The organism is Coprobacillus sp. AF33-1AC (genome assembly GCF_003475785.1).
GTDB lineage: Bacteria > Bacillota_I > Bacilli_A > Erysipelotrichales > Coprobacillaceae > Faecalibacillus.
Window position 1 is genome coordinate 26379 of the sequence record NZ_QRQB01000022.1, and the last position, 15570, is coordinate 41948.

At 30.3% G+C, this 15570-nt stretch carries 16 protein-coding genes and 2 pseudogenes; 5 read left to right on the forward strand and 13 right to left on the reverse strand.

Features of this window, described 5'->3' with window-relative positions:
* Positions 1-83 precede the first annotated feature (83 nt).
* The 4 genes from mngB to DWZ53_RS08510 all read right to left on the reverse strand — a co-directional run bounded on the left by mngB (position 84) and on the right by DWZ53_RS08510 (position 4814).
* The gene (gene mngB / locus DWZ53_RS08495) at positions 84-2801 is read right to left on the reverse strand and encodes a mannosylglycerate hydrolase (protein WP_118433479.1); all 2718 of its coding nucleotides are present in this window, start codon (positions 2799-2801) and stop codon (positions 84-86) included.
* 47 nt (positions 2802-2848) lie between these two features.
* The gene (locus tag DWZ53_RS08500) at positions 2849-3949 is read right to left on the reverse strand and encodes a PTS fructose transporter subunit IIC (RefSeq protein WP_118433481.1); all 1101 of its coding nucleotides are present in this window, start codon (positions 3947-3949) and stop codon (positions 2849-2851) included.
* A gap of 97 nt (positions 3950-4046) precedes the next feature.
* Positions 4047-4364: a PTS fructose transporter subunit IIB gene (locus tag DWZ53_RS08505; RefSeq protein ID WP_118433483.1), complete on the reverse strand. Its 318-nt coding sequence runs from the start codon at positions 4362-4364 to the stop codon at positions 4047-4049.
* Positions 4365-4814: a PTS sugar transporter subunit IIA gene (locus tag DWZ53_RS08510; protein ID WP_118433485.1), complete on the reverse strand. Its 450-nt coding sequence runs from the start codon at positions 4812-4814 to the stop codon at positions 4365-4367.
* A 234-nt stretch (positions 4815-5048) separates the two neighbouring features.
* Between DWZ53_RS08510 and DWZ53_RS08515 the strand changes: the two genes are divergently transcribed.
* Complete coding sequence (locus tag DWZ53_RS08515) at positions 5049-6947, forward strand: BglG family transcription antiterminator (protein WP_255415319.1); 1899 nt, start codon at positions 5049-5051, stop codon at positions 6945-6947.
* 260 nt (positions 6948-7207) lie between these two features.
* Here the strand turns inward: DWZ53_RS08515 and DWZ53_RS08520 are convergent.
* A pseudogene (locus tag DWZ53_RS08520) lies at positions 7208-7330 on the reverse strand (IS3 family transposase); the annotation flags it as partial.
* 123 nt (positions 7331-7453) lie between these two features.
* On the opposite strand from DWZ53_RS08520, the pseudogene DWZ53_RS08525 reads away from it, so the two are divergent.
* Both DWZ53_RS08525 and DWZ53_RS11105 read left to right on the forward strand, forming a co-directional pair.
* Positions 7454-7573, forward strand: a pseudogene (locus DWZ53_RS08525) (hypothetical protein); the annotation flags it as partial.
* A gap of 39 nt (positions 7574-7612) precedes the next feature.
* Positions 7613-7762, forward strand: a complete 150-nt coding sequence (locus DWZ53_RS11105; RefSeq protein WP_158568220.1) for a hypothetical protein — start codon at positions 7613-7615, stop codon at positions 7760-7762.
* Between the two features lie 213 nt (positions 7763-7975).
* On the opposite strand, the gene phoU is transcribed toward DWZ53_RS11105, so the two are convergent.
* The 6 genes from phoU to DWZ53_RS08555 form a co-directional block, all read right to left on the reverse strand.
* Positions 7976-8635, reverse strand: a complete 660-nt coding sequence (phoU, locus tag DWZ53_RS08530; protein WP_118433489.1) for a phosphate signaling complex protein PhoU — start codon at positions 8633-8635, stop codon at positions 7976-7978.
* 11 nt (positions 8636-8646) lie between these two features.
* Entirely contained in the window at positions 8647-9402 is a 756-nt protein-coding gene (pstB, locus tag DWZ53_RS08535) for a phosphate ABC transporter ATP-binding protein PstB (RefSeq protein ID WP_118433491.1), read from the reverse strand.
* 2 nt (positions 9403-9404) lie between these two features.
* Entirely contained in the window at positions 9405-10274 is an 870-nt protein-coding gene (gene pstA, locus DWZ53_RS08540; RefSeq protein ID WP_118433493.1) for a phosphate ABC transporter permease PstA, read from the reverse strand.
* A complete protein-coding gene (pstC, locus tag DWZ53_RS08545; protein WP_118433495.1) occupies positions 10267-11199 on the reverse strand; it encodes a phosphate ABC transporter permease subunit PstC in 933 nt (310 codons plus the stop codon). The genes pstA and pstC overlap by 8 nt, the downstream gene beginning before the upstream one ends.
* A gap of 14 nt (positions 11200-11213) precedes the next feature.
* A complete protein-coding gene (locus DWZ53_RS08550) occupies positions 11214-12053 on the reverse strand; it encodes a phosphate ABC transporter substrate-binding protein (protein WP_118433497.1) in 840 nt (279 codons plus the stop codon).
* Between the two features lie 129 nt (positions 12054-12182).
* Positions 12183-12887, reverse strand: a complete 705-nt coding sequence (locus DWZ53_RS08555; RefSeq protein ID WP_118433499.1) for a sulfite exporter TauE/SafE family protein — start codon at positions 12885-12887, stop codon at positions 12183-12185.
* A 97-nt stretch (positions 12888-12984) separates the two neighbouring features.
* On the opposite strand from DWZ53_RS08555, the gene DWZ53_RS08560 reads away from it, so the two are divergent.
* Positions 12985-13857: a LysR family transcriptional regulator gene (locus DWZ53_RS08560; RefSeq protein WP_118433501.1), complete on the forward strand. Its 873-nt coding sequence runs from the start codon at positions 12985-12987 to the stop codon at positions 13855-13857.
* 20 nt (positions 13858-13877) lie between these two features.
* Here DWZ53_RS08560 and DWZ53_RS11445 read toward each other — a convergent pair whose 3' ends face one another.
* Positions 13878-14228: an iron-containing alcohol dehydrogenase gene (locus DWZ53_RS11445; RefSeq protein WP_199589165.1), complete on the reverse strand. Its 351-nt coding sequence runs from the start codon at positions 14226-14228 to the stop codon at positions 13878-13880.
* Positions 14215-15024, reverse strand: a complete 810-nt coding sequence (locus tag DWZ53_RS08565) for an iron-containing alcohol dehydrogenase (RefSeq protein WP_199589167.1) — start codon at positions 15022-15024, stop codon at positions 14215-14217. The genes DWZ53_RS11445 and DWZ53_RS08565 overlap by 14 nt, the downstream gene beginning before the upstream one ends.
* Positions 15025-15123: 99 nt before the next feature.
* On the opposite strand from DWZ53_RS08565, the gene DWZ53_RS08570 reads away from it, so the two are divergent.
* Positions 15124-15540 (forward strand): MerR family transcriptional regulator, encoded by a 417-nt coding sequence (locus DWZ53_RS08570; RefSeq protein WP_118433503.1) that lies wholly within the window; start codon positions 15124-15126, stop codon positions 15538-15540.
* The last annotated feature ends 30 nt before the right edge of the window (positions 15541-15570 follow it).

Below are 15570 nucleotides of genomic sequence, written 5' to 3' on the forward strand. Positions count from 1 at the left end.
TCTTCATTTTTGGTGAACGTTAACAATTAAAATAGAGCTAACAAAATATTAAACTTTAAAACATTTTGCTAAGCTCCACTATATTATTTCACATATAATGTGATAAATTGACAATGAGATAGAGTCTTTGTTGTGATTGAATTGTTTTCAATCTTTAAAGCTTCACCTTTTTCTTCTTTTAAATTTGTATAATAAGCTTCCCGAATATCGAAATTGAATGTTAAAGTTTCATTTCTATTTTCATGATTCTTACCATTAAATAGACGAATAATATATCCTTCACCATCTTCAGCTTTCTTAATTGCACTGACAACCAATTGACTATTTGTTTTAAACATCGAATAAGATTGTGGTAAAGTTCCTTCAACTTCTTGTTGGCTGAAAATCAATCTTCCATTTAAGAACGATGAATAAACATAACCATCAATATGATTATTATAACGTCTTGCAAGTAAATCAATATCTGCTTCGTTTATATTTCCTGTATAAGTGCTTATACCAAAATCAAAATTCATTTCTTTTAGTAATTGTGCATCAGGTGTTTCAATAATTCTTTCCCCTGAAGCACGACCTGGACGATAAAGTAAATTTTCTTTACCCATAAATCCATATGTTCTATATAAAGTTAAACGAATTTGATTTCCTTTTTCACCAATCACTTCATATTCTCTTACACCTTGAGGATATAAAGCCATGCCTCTGGTTCCATCAGTTAATGAAACATAGCTTTGTGTTGGTTCAATGGCAATTGGAGGTTCTTGCCAACTTGATTGGTCATTTGCCCAGTTTGCAAGTTCAATCTCTTTATTATCTTTGATTCCATCTTTTTTACCTAAATCGGCTAAATATAATTTCATATCTTTTTTATAAATGTTTGGACGCTTAATAGAACCGAATTGTTGATCAGCATAGTTAAATTCAGTCACAAGTTCACTATCAAATAGCACACATAATCTATGTGATAAACCTTTATTATCTACATGAACATTGAAATCAATAACCTTACTACCTTTTCTTAATCCTACTTTTAAATTTACAGGTAATATCACTGAAGTTTTCTTTTGAGCACGTTCATCTAAGCTTGCAGGAACTTTCATATCAAAATGAATCAATGCTTCTTGATAAATATCAGAACCAATCACTTCATAAGAGAAAGAAGAATTAGTTGAATAAACTTCCATATCTTTTCTTGGTGGAGAATAGTTAAAGCTATCCCCATCATCGCCATTTTCAACAAGAACTGCTTGATTATGATAAGTATAATGATTTTCTTTATCTAAAATTGTAAGTGATCCATTGTCAGCAATTTCTATATGATAATACTCATTTTCTAATGTATTTTTCTTTTCTATTGTCAATTTTGAATCTTTTGTTAAGTCTAATTGATATTGAACATATCCCATTGCTGGCACATCTTTTGCATCAATTGCAATCACTGCTTCGACAATATTTTCAGGAGTATAAATTTTCTTTGACGGATTTAATTTGATTGTTTGTGACTTGACATAATCTGTTAAGTCTCTTTCACTCACAATTGTATAATCAATCACATTGCCTTGACTGTCTACAAGAGCAAATGATTCTTTTGGTAAATAAACTTTCAATATCACAACATCATTTCTTTGTACAGGTAAGGTATTGAATAATGTAATGCTCATTTTGGCATCACTTTGAATATGCGTTGCGATTAAACGCGAATGAAGTTCAACTAAGTTAACAGCAATATCTCTTGCTTGTTTATAACGGATAAGCACATCTTGGTTTGCTGTATCACTAATACAAGAACCGATAGAATCATGTGCTGCATTTTCAAATAATAATTTCCAAATTTCTTTCACAGCTTCATGAGGATAATCATTTCCTAATTGATAAGACATTGTTAGTAATGGTTCTAAGATATTTACAACATAATTTTGAACTTGTGTATTCATCACTTTTAAATCAGAACGAGATGAGAAAATAGATTTATGAATACGCATGTGTTTTGCAATAACAAGTTCTCCTTGTACTTCTTCTAATTTTGGGTTTTCACTTTTCACATCTTTAATATAGTCTTCAATACAGCTAATGACATATTCATTATCTGGATCTTTTTCATTACGTTCTTTAATAATATCTGGTAAATTTTTACGAATTGGTGCCTGGTCAAACCCATTAGGGAAATAGATATGACGTGTTGAAGAACGACCACCTGCCTTTTCAAAGCATTCTTTTTGCCAAAATTCTTCTTTTCCTTCACCTTCAGGAATATTTCCACCAATGTAGTAACCAAAAGGAATTTGTGTAGCAAATACAACGCTACCATCATCTCCACGCCAATTAAAATCAGTATGGTTTACCATATCGTCACTGACACCTCGCCAGAATAATGTATCACTAATACCAAATTGACGATAGATTTGTGGCATGTTTCCAGCTTGTCCAAATGAATCAGGTACATATCCGACATTCATATATCCACCAAGAGCTTCACATGTTTTCATTCCATAATACATATTTCTGACAATACTTTCTCCAGAAATCACAAGTTGATCACTTTGTGTATACCATGGACCAATGATTAATTTTTTTGCTTTGACTAATTGTTCAATACGCTCTTTATCTTGTGGCATCCATTTTAAATAATCATCTAATAAAGAGCCTTGCGCATCGACCATATAGTATTTAAAATCTTCATTTGATTCTAATGTATCTAAAACATCTTTTAAATCTTTCATCAAATAAACTTTAGAACGAGATGTTGTAAAATACCACTCACGATCCCAATGACTATGTGGTACAACATGAATTTTTCTTTTCATTTCTAACCTCCTAAAATAATAGGAAGATATGCATCTTCCCATTTTCTTTATTCAATTGTAATTTCAATATCATCAATATCAATATCTTCTTCACTAGAATCAGATTCATCATTGAAGTCAACAAGCATAGTTGATACAATCGCAATAAATAAAGCACCTACGATAATACCAACCAAATATGCCCAACCATTTGTAATCGAAATGAACCCATACATTCCTCCAACAGGCGGAATATTTGCTTGAGCACCTAAGATGCTACATAATCCAGCGCCAATTGCTCCACCAATCATATTGATTGGAATTAAAATAGCTGGTTTGACTAATGTGAAAGGAATAGCTCCTTCAGTAATACCGATGAATCCCATAACCCAGTTACCTTTTCCTGCTTCTTGGAAACTTGATGAGAATCTATTTTTCTTAATAACAGTTGCAATAGCATATGCTAGTGGTGGAATACAAATTGCACAGTTGATGTAAACATTAGGTTGATAAATACCTTCAGTTAATAAAACATTACCTGCCATCCATGCTGATTTATTGATAGGTCCACCCATATCTGAAGCGATCATAGCTCCTAAAATTAACGACATCACTAATTGACTTGTTCCACTTTGGCACATATCTCTTAACCAAGATACTAATGCATCATTAATAGCAGCGAGTGGAGTTGCCAAAATAACCCCCATAATAACAGCCACTAATCCAGTTGCAATAAACGGACAAATAACAAGTGGCATCATTTGTTGCATAGATTCAGGTAAATGAATGTGTTTTTTAGCCCATCTTACTGAATATCCTGCAATAAATGCAGCAATAACTGCACCTAAAAAACCTGCTTTTGTATTACTTGCTAAAGCACCACCAATTAAACCTGCACCAATTGCTGGTTTATCAGCAATACTATATGCAATAAATCCTGCAAGAACTGTATTGACTAAACCAATACCTGTCCACCCAACTTGTTCTAATAAATATAATACATGTAAAAATCCTTCTTTTTCTGCATAAGGATCTAAACTGTTAATCCCCATTGAAACTCCTATTAATTTAGGAATTGCAACAACTAATGATGCTCCAATGATAAGTGGAAGCATATAACCTATACCAGTCATCAAATGGCCTTTAGCTTCTTTTAAAAATTTTTTCATTTTTTCCTCTCCTTATTTATAAATTTGCGCTATAATGAGAGCGTGGACTTCATTATAGTCTATAAGTAACAATGCACGCCAATTGCTTGTTACTTTTTTATTTTTTGTTTGCAACAGCTTGAATGCATTTTTTAATCACTGCTTCAGGTGCTTTGATACAAGTTGTAATATCTACACGAATAACAGGTTTACCATCAAAACGTTCCATACCAACAATTTTTTGATCAGATGCAATAATCACAAAATCAGCAGTTTTTGCTTCTTCATCAGTAATTGCATTGACTTGTCCCATACTTCCTTGTTGTTCCATTTTTAAATCATAACCTAATTTTGCACCAGCTTTTTCTAAAGCTTTTGCAGCCATTGGTGTATGAGCCAACCCTGCTGGGCAAGCAGAAATACCGACAATTTTCATTTAATCTTCCTCCATATTTTTGATAATATATTTTTTTAACTCTGTTTTATCTTCTGATGATTTCACCATATCTTTAAAATCATCTTCTAATAAACAAGTAGCTAACTTAGATATCATTTGTAAATGCACATTTCCCTCATGATGAGCAGGAACCAATAATGCAAAAATATAACGAACTACTTGGTCGTCTAAAGTTCCCCACTCGATACCATTTTTCACTCTTAAATACATAATAGCAATTTGGTCAACTCTCTCACTACGAGCATGAGGAATTGCAAATCCATCCTGTAATCCTGTTGGGAATTCCTCTTCACGATTTAAGAAATCTTGATATAAACCATCTCTATCACGAGTAATTCTTTGTTCATATGCATGATCACAAATAAATGAAATTAATTCTTCTTTTGTGTTTGCTTCAACGTCTAAATAAATATTTTTTTCATCTAACATTTCGTCACCCCCTGACTACAGCTTATAGTTTACACGAAACGGAATAAGGGCTCAACCAAATGAATTTCCAGTTTCAAATGGAAATTCTATGAAAACTCTTTCATCATTTCCACATAAAAGTGGAAATTGTCGATACATCCAAATATTTGCGATTTTTTTAAAATCCTATTACTATATTGAATAGGGATATGAAAGGAGGTTTTTTCACTGTTTCCATATAATCGTTTAAATGAAATTTTTTATTATATAAAGAATCATGAATTTACCAAAGCCCAATTATTGGCTTCACAATTAAATATTACTGAAAGAACAATTAGAGGCGATATTCAAGTGATTAACGATATATTAGAACCTTTTCAACTTCAAATCAATCTTAAAAGAAAATATGGATATTATCTAGAAATCAGTAATCAAGAACTTTATGAAGAATTTTTAGTGCAACTTGATTCACAAAAAAAATCAACACTTGATACACCAAGTGATCGTATCAAGTATATTTTAAAGACATTACTTTATCGTAATGATTACATCACACTAGAAGAGTTATCACAAGATATTTATATTAGTAAAAACACAATTCAAAATTATATCAAGCAAATTAAACAAACAATTTCTACTTATAATTTAGAATATATTACCAAAGTTAACTATGGTGTAAAGGTTATTGGAAATGAAGATGACAAAAGGAAATGTTTAATTGATCAAGTATTTGCCCATGATTTTGAGAACTATGTTGTTGGATTTTCTCATGAAGAACGTGCTATATTTAAAGGGATTGATTTAGAGTATATTCAAAAAGTAATTATTCATTCTTTAGATGCTCAAAATATAAAAACAACTGATTTCAGTTTAAAAAATTTAATTATTCATTCCGCATTAATGATTTCGCGTATTCAAAATGATTGTTATATTCATACAAACAATCAATTAAAAATCCCAAAAAAAACATCATATATCGTTGAGAATATCTGCAAACAATTTGAAGATTATTTTCACATTACAATTAGCAATGGTGAAAAACAATATTTTTATTTACACTTAGTTGCAAATACAGATTATGAAGTGTCCTCACTTAATGTTGATGATATTAGAAGTAAAGTCAAACATCTTTTAAATATTGTTTATTTTGATTACAGTTTTGATTTAAGAAACGATGAAATTTTAGTCAATGATTTATTTTATCACTTCCAATCGATACTCACAAATAAAACGTTTTCTATTAATAAAAGAAATCCTTTATTAAATACAATCAAAGCGAATTTCCCACTTGCTTTTGATATCACTTTAACATCAACATCCAAAGTGTTTTCCTCTCCACCTTATACATTGAATGAAGATGAGGTCGGTTATGTTTCCTTGCATATTGGTGCTGCTATTGAAAGATGCTTTTCCGGACAAATTCAACGTAAGAGTACAATTTTAGTTTGCGGTTCTGGACAAGCAACAACACGTATGCTAGAAGCAAGATTAAACGCTTACTTTAATGATAAGATAACCATTGTTAGAAAAGCTTCATATAAAGAATTTATATCATATACTGAAAGAGAATTAAAAAATGTTGATTTTGTGATTTCTACAATTCCTATTGAAAGTCCATATATCCCTGCAATTGTGGTAGATTTCTCACTTACAAATGATGATATTGAATCCATTTCACATTTTTTATCAAATATGTCTATTGATAAAACACAGAAAACAAGTCAATTCTTTGATGAATCACTTTTCATCAAATTAAAAAGTGTTAAAGATAAAAATCATTTGATTCGTATGTTATGTGAAAAACTAGAAGAAAACCATATTGTCAATAAAAATTATTATGAAAGTGTTATAAAAAGAGAAACACTAGCCAAAACAAATATGTCCGATTTTTTCGCACTTCCTCATCCAATGGAAGTTTGTGCTAATGAAACAAAAGTTGCCGTTGCCTTGTTGGATGACCCACTATTATGGGATGAGAATGATACCGTACAAATTGTTTTCTTAATTGCAATTAAACAAGGTGAGCAAAATGATATTGAGCATTTATATGATGTCTTTATTGAAATAGTCAACAATAATAAACTCCAACAATCCATTACTCATTGTCAAAACTATCAACAATTTATAGAGATTCTTTCTCAAAATATTGATTAAAAACAGGTTAACGATATGTTGTGAACTCCAAAATTTGGCAATAAAATAGAGTCAGAAATAAATAAATGATGATATCATGAAAAAATATATTTTATCAAAGATAATAATGATACAGCACTGAAGAGCAAATTTTTTCTAATTAATAACGTGATAAAATAACATTGAAAAGGGAGAATATGAGAATATATTCTCCCTTTTTTTCCAGTAAAACAAAAAACGAAGGTGAATGGTTGGATTGTCAACACTTTTTTGGACACTATCTATGAGAACGTACGATACTCAACAGTTGTCTTATGTCCTAGTGAACTATGAATTCTAATATTATTATACCAATTTACATAATCAAACAATTCTCTTTCTAATTCTTCAAAATCATTAAATATGTACCAAGTAAAGATTATAAGAAATTCACACAATCTTTAAAACGAATTTATGGTGCTACTAATATAAAAATTGCAAAAACGTCTTTTGAAACATTTCAAAAAGAATAGGCTCAATACCCAGGTGCCGTAGATGTTTGGAAACGAAATTTCATACATGTTGAACAGCTTTTTAACTATGGAAGTGATGTTAGAAAAATCATGTATACGACTAACGTAATTGAATCAGTTAATTCTCGTTTTTGAAAGCTTACTAAAAAAGGAACATTTCCTAATGAAAATGCATTGTTTAAACTATTATATCTAAGAATTAAAGAATTCGAAAACAAATGGGAAAATGGACATACTAGGAATTGGTCAATGGTATTAAATCAATTGATGATAGATGATCATTTTACAACTAGAATCAATCAATATTTAATTAGCCAATCTTAACAAAAAAAGATGCAATTATACGTATATTGCATAACCTTTTACATACTCAAAAAGCAGCAGTATTAAAGATATGTTTTAACACTACTGCTTATTAAATACAAGTTTTTTTAGTGACATTAAAAGAAATAATCACAAACTTAAATAACCTATTTTTTAGTAATTTTAAAATTACTTACACACTTTTCTTGACAAAGCCGTTCTTTTTTTTATTTTCTAAATAAGTCTTTGATTATTAAGTTTACCTGTTTGATTAAATTCAATCCATTCACATATATTAACAACATGATCACCAATACGTTCAAAGTATTTACCTATCATTAAGAAGTTAATCGTAAGATCTCCTTTATCTTTCGATTCTTTAATCATTTGAACAATATCTGCTCTTACTTTTTCAAATAAACGATCCATTTCTTGATCCATATCTTTTACTTTTAAAGCATGTTTTAAATCATGATGATGGAAAGCATCTAAAGATTCCTTAACCATCTTTGTTGCAACTTTAGCCATTTCTTGAATATGACCAATCATTAAGAAACTATCAATCTCTTGCATTTCTAATATAAGTTCCGCAATATCAGCACTTTGATCACCAATTCTTTCTAAATCAGTAACCACTTTTAAAGCTGTTGATACATCTCTTAAATCAGATGCAACTGGTTGTTGTTTTAAAATCAATGATAAACATTCTGCTTCAATTGATCTTTCTACATCATTAATTTGTTTATCACCACGAATAATATCTTTTGCTAGTTCATAATCTTGTTCTTTGAATGCTGTAACACAATTTTCAATAGCACATACAACTAAATGACACATTCTATCTAAATCAACATGCATTCTATTTAATTCTTGATCAAATTGACTTCTAAGCATGATTCTTCCCCCTATCCAAAACGACCAGTAATATAATCTTCTGTTCTTTTATCTTTTGGCATTCCAAAGACATCTTTAGTTTTACCATATTCCACCATTTCTCCTACTAGAAAAAAGGCAGTATAATCAGCAATACGACTTGCTTGTTGCATATTATGAGTTACAATCGCAATCGTATATTTTTCTTTTAATTTAGATAAAAGTTCTTCTATTTTTAATGTAGAAATAGGATCTAAGGCACTTGTTGGTTCATCAAGTAAAATCACTTCAGGTTCTACTGCCAATGCTCTAGCAATACACAAACGTTGTTGTTGTCCACCAGATAAACCTAATGCACTTGAATGAAGACGATCTGAGACCTCATCATATAAAGCAGCTGCTTTTAAACTATCTTCAACAATACGGTCTAATTCTTTTTTATTTTTTATTCCATGAATACGTGGTCCATAAGCAACATTATCATAAATAGACATAGGAAAAGGATTAGGTTGTTGAAAGACCATTCCTACTTTTTTTCTTAATAATGTTGTATCTACACGACTATCATAAATATTTTCATCATCTAATGTAACAGTACCATCAATTTTAACATTATCTACATAATCATTCATACGATTTAATGTTTTTAAAAATGTTGATTTCCCACAACCTGATGGACCAATAAAAGCTGTAATCTTATTTTCTTTAATATCTAAATTTACATCTTTTAAAGCATGTTTTTCACCATAATATAAGTTTAGATTTCTCGCTTGTATTTTATTTTCCATATTTATCTATTCCCTTCATTTACATCGAATTTACGACTAATCCATTTAGCTAACATGTTCAAACCTAATACAATAACCACTAATACTAAAGCAATAACAAAAGATACTTCATAATTTCCTTTAGCCATTTCTAAGTATAATTGAATAGTAAGGGTACCCCCACTGCTAAGTAAGTGACTAAAAATATTTTTTGGTAGTAGTGAAACAGATCCTGCTGTAAAGAGTAAAGCTGCCGATTCAGCAACGATACGCCCCATAGCAAGAATAACCCCTGTAAGAATACCAGGAATCGCACCAGGTAATAAAACCGTACGAATCATATACCACTTTGTTGCACCAATTCCAAGTGCTGCCTCACGATAGCTTTTAGGAACACATTCTAACGCTGTTTGCGTATTACGAGAAATAATTGGTAAAATCATAATCGCTAGTGTAAGAGATCCTGTTAGTATCGAAAATCCAAATCCACAAAATGATCCGAAAAACAACATTCCAAATAAACCATAGATAATAGACGGGATTCCCGCTAAAACCTCTGTAGTAAAGGAAATGATATTAACAAATTTTTTATTTTTGGTGTATTCATTTAAATAAATAGCACCACCAATACCAATAGGACAGGCTACAAGTAAAGTCACAATAACAATATAAACTGTATTAATAATATTAGGAAGAATCCCTACTGTATCATTAATAATACTTGTAGTATTAACTAAATATGAAAAGTTAAATGCCGGTACACCACGATATAAAATATAACCAATAATAATGAATAATATAAAGATAGCAAGAAACGAACTGAGTTGAATCAATGCATATAATACTTTATCGCTTAAACGATTCTTTTTTTCAAGAATTGTCGTACTATTCATCTTGATCACCTCGTTTCAAAATATAAGTTAAAACTAAATTAATAATCATAATAAAGATAAATAAAACTAAACCTATCGTAAATAAAACTTGTCGATGAAGTCCACTTGCATATCCCATTTCTGATACAATCGCTGTAGTTAAAAAACGAACAGAATGGAATGGATATGGTAAAGAAACTGCATTTCCGGCTACAAGTAAAATAGCCATTGCTTCACCAATTGCCCTTCCGACTCCTAAAACAATTGCTGACATAATACCTGATTTAGCACTAGGTACAACGACTTTAAAGATTGTTTGAATCTTACTTGCTCCAAGAGCTAAAGAACTTTTACGATAATCATCAGGAACGGCTTTTAATGCTGTTTCTGAAATATTAATAAGGGTAGGTAAAATCATAATTGCTAAAACAATAATAGCAGATAATAAGTTAGCCCCTCCTGTAAATTGGTGAGTTTTAGATCCTTTATAGATAAGTAATTCTAATTTATACATCATTGGATTAACAATTAAAATTCCTAATAATCCATAAACAACAGAAGGTATTCCAGCTAATAATTCAATTGCTGATTTTAATACTTTTCTTATTTTTTCCGGTGCTATTTCAGCTAAATTAATAGCTGTAAATAAGCCAATAGGAACCCCAATGACAATAGCCAAAAATACACCGACTATTGATGTCAAAATAATATAGGCAATCCCAAAATGAGGATGCGCCGCTGTTGGTGCCCATGTTGTAGAAAACAAAATTCCTGTAATTCCTTCTTTAAAAATAGCGGGTGTCCCCGATATAATCATATATCCTGTAATTGAAATAACAGCAATTACAGAAACAATGGCACAGCCACGAAATATCATCGCGGCTGTTTTTTCTACAAGAGATTTTGTTTTCTTATGGTTCATTACTGATAATATCTGTTTTTCCATAATAAATCCCTTCTTTATTTATTTGGTGTTACTAATCCTACTTTTTTAATAATCTTTTTACCAGCATCACTTTTTACGAAATCGAATACTGCTTTAACTTGTTTAGATTGTTTACTAATTTTACCTTTAGTTGCCATGACGAATGGTCTTTGTAAAGTATAGCTTCCATCTTTAACAGTTTTTTCACTAGGTTTTACACCATCTAATTTCATTGCTGTAACTGTGTCATCTAATACATCTAATGATACATAACCAATTGCTCCTGAAGTTTTAGCAACTTTAGCTAAGACTGCACCAGTTTCATTTAATTCTTGAGCATATTTACATTGATCTTCGATTTTTAATAATTCTTCAAATGCTCCACGAGTTCCTGAACCAGCTTCACGTCCAATAACAACGATGGCTTCATCTTGTCCACCAAGTTCTTTCCAGTTAGTAATTTGACCTGTGTAGATTTTAGATAATTGATCTTGAGTTAAGTTTGTTACTTTATTTGATTTGTTAGTAATCATTGCAATACCATCAATAGCAACAACGTTTTCTTCTAAGCCATTTGCTTTTTCTTCATCAGTTAATGCACGAGAAGAATCTCCGATATCAGTAGTTCCTGATGCTAAAGCTTCTAACCCAGCTCCTGATCCTGTAAATTGTGCTTCTAATTGTAAGTTTGGATATTCTTCTTTAATTCCTTCTGATAAGGCATTAACGAATTTTTCCATTGAAGTTGATCCGTTTAAACTTACCTTTCCACTTACAGCACTTGAAGCACTATCACTTGATCCAGTACTTCCACATCCAGTTAAACCTAGACATAATGTTAAAACCATTAAAAATCCTAATACTTTCTTTTTCATTCTGTTTCCCTTCCTTTGTTTTCTTAAGACAACTACATCATATTCGTTTTCTCCCTTTACGAAAATCAAAGAAGCGTATGGTTTATGTTAAGATTATGTAAAGTGAAAAAAGTGTAACTTTCGTTACACTTACAATAAATTCATGATACCACTGATACCAATAACAACATATATGATTTTCTTTACATTCTTTTCATCTATATAATCAATTACTTTTCTAGCAATAATTGTACCTATCATAATACCTATGGCACCAACCAAAATAAATGTAAACTGATGAACTGTTAAAATGCCCTTAAATACTCTAAAGCCTGTATTATAAACATTATTAATTAAAAAGAATAATTGAATACACCCTAAATATTCCTTTTGTCCTTTCGTTTTATTCATAAAATATAAAACCATTAAAGGACCACCAATACCAAACAAACCATCACAAATGGCAGAAATAACAATACATAAAATACTTAAATATATATTCATTTTTATCTGTTTATTATCTCTTTGAATAAAAAGATAATAAACAGCAAGGAATATTAAAAATACGCCTAATGCTTTCTTTAAAAATAATGCATTTAACATTGAAGCATAAGAAATCGTCAGTGTACAAGTAAGCATATATAAAACTAAAGGTATCATTACCTTTTTAATATTGATAGTTTGACGATATTGGTAAACCATCGTTGCACTTAAAGCAATACAAATAGCACTTGTTATCGCAGCACTATGTGTGATTGAACAAACATAGGGTAAATACATCATTAAGACAATACCTGAACCAAAGCCTGTTATCCCTTGTAATAAACCCGCTAATAATGAAATCAATAAAATCATTTTGATTCCTCCTATCTATTATCATATCTGATTTTAATAAAATTACAAATATTTATATTTTATGATAAACTATAACTAACAGTTATAGGAGGATATTATGGAATTACGTCTTTTACATTATTTTTTAGCCATTTGCAAAGAAGGCAATTTAACTCATGCAGCTTTACAACTTCATATTTCGCAACCAGCATTATCTAAACAACTTAAAGAATTAGAAATAGAAGTGGGTGGTCCCTTATTTATTAGAAGTAAGCAAAAAATGATTCTTACTGATAAAGGCATATTATTTAAACAACGTGCCAAACAAATTATAGCCTTAACTGAAAAAACACTCGATGAAATGCATCAAGAACAAGATATTGTTGGTAATCTCTATATTGGCACAGGACACACGGATCATTTATCTAAAATCCTGAAAATAATTCATGATTTTCAAGTAATCCATCCTCATGTTAAATTTCATCTTACCAGTGGTGATAAATATACATTGTTAGAACAAATAAACCAGGGGTTACTTGATTTTGGTATTTTTATTCGTGAATTTGACAAAACAAAATATGACGGTATCCCTTTAAACCTCACTAATCAATTAGGTATACTTGTAAGCAGTGATCATCATCTTGCATCTAAAGATATCATTAATGCTCAAGATATTGAAAATGAAGCCATTATTGTATCCAGACAAGCTTTAAACGATGGTGAAGTTCCTTCATTTATTAATGAAGATCATATTATAGGAACTTATGATCTTCCAGAAATAGGAAAAACAATGGTGAAAGAAAACCTAGGCATCGCTTTAATCATTGATAATAAAAACACCGATCCTCTTTTAAAGTTTATTCCTATTGAACATATGCCTCAATTTAATTGGTATATCATATGGAAAAAAGACTCTAAAACAAAACTCCAACAAACTTTCATTGATGAACTATATAAAAAAGAGACTGAAGATCCTAAACTAAAAGGTTAGGTTCCTTCACAGTTACTTTCTTATTTACATTCTAATAATATTTGATAAACTTCATCTTGAGTTAAAGTACGAGGATTTGTTTTAATAATATTTGTTGTATTGGCTACTTTCTTTAATAAATCATCTGTAATAACAACCTTTGAATGAAGTTCTTTGAGAGTTGTTGGTAAATGACATTCTTTAATAAATTCTTGTAATGCCTCTAAACCAGCTTGAGCTGTTTGTTGATTAAAGACAACTTGAGCAAACTTTGTTAGCTTTTCATGAGCATCATCTAAAATATGATAACAATAAACCGGTTGAATAACCGCAAGTCCTTGACCGTGATTACAGTCTGTAAAAGCCCCTAATTGATGTTCAATTTGATGCACTTGGAAATCCGTTTGACGTCCACATTTTTAAAATACCATTTTCTGCCATCGCTGAATTCCACATTAAGTTACTTCTAGCTTGTTCATCATGAATATCTTTTAATAAACGTCTCATATTCACAACTGTATTTTTCATGACTGCTATAGCAATATCATCAGAAACATTATCTTGATCAGAATTTCCTAAATAGGTTTCTAAAGCATGACTTAATGTATCAAATGCTCCTGATAATACTTGCATTGTTGGAACTGTCATTGTATAAGTTGGATCTAATACTGCAAAATCAGCAGTTGAAGCAAAGATACCACCTTTCCAATTCTTTTCTTCATGTGTAATAACAGCTCCGCCATTCATTTCAGCACCTGTTCCTGAAGCCGTCACCACAGCCCCCATAGGAATCCCTGTTGTAGAAAATTGACCCTTAACATATTCTAAATCCCAAATATCTTCATCTATCGTAGCTTGGGTAGAGATGACTTTACAACAATCAATAACACTTCCTCCACCAACAGCTAAAATAAAATCAATTTTTTCTTTTTTAACCAATTCTACTCCTGCTTGTACTTTTTTATAAGTTGGATTTGACATAATTCCATTAAATTCAATAATTTCTTTATTTTCTTCTTTTAATGCAGAAACAATTTCATCATAGATACCATTACTTTTAATAGAACCACCACCATAAGCTAATAAAACTTTACTTCCATATTTCTTTAATTCATTGGAAAATGCTTCTTTGGCACTTCCTTTTCCAAAATAGACTTTTACTGGATAAGAATAATTAAATGTATTCATTTTATAAGCCTCCTTTATATCTTATCTATTACATAAATGATTATAATTTACGGTTGTAACTATCGGTCAAGCATTATATAATTTTTTTGAGGTGATTTGATGTATACCATGATGCAAGTATGTCGTGAACTTGATATGACTTATCAAACTTTAAAATATTATTGTAATGAGGGACTTGTCCCTCATGTCAAAAGAGATAAAAATAATCGTCGTATTTTTGATGAACATGATTTAAAATGGATCAAAGATCTTTCATGTCTTAAAAAATGTGATTTTAGTATTCAAGAAATGAAAGAATATTTAAAACTTTGTTTAGAGGGTGAAAAAACAATTCCTATTCGTCAAGAAATGCTTTCTAAAAAAAGAGCTAATCTTGAAAATACGATTAAACAATTAGAAAAAAGTATGGATTATATTGACTGGAAACAAAGTTTTTATAATGATGTCTTAACTGGAAAAAGACCTTATATAAGTAATCTTATCAATCTAGATAATAAAAAAGGGCGCTTTAAATAATCGAGTGCTTTTATGAAAATCGCTATAAAA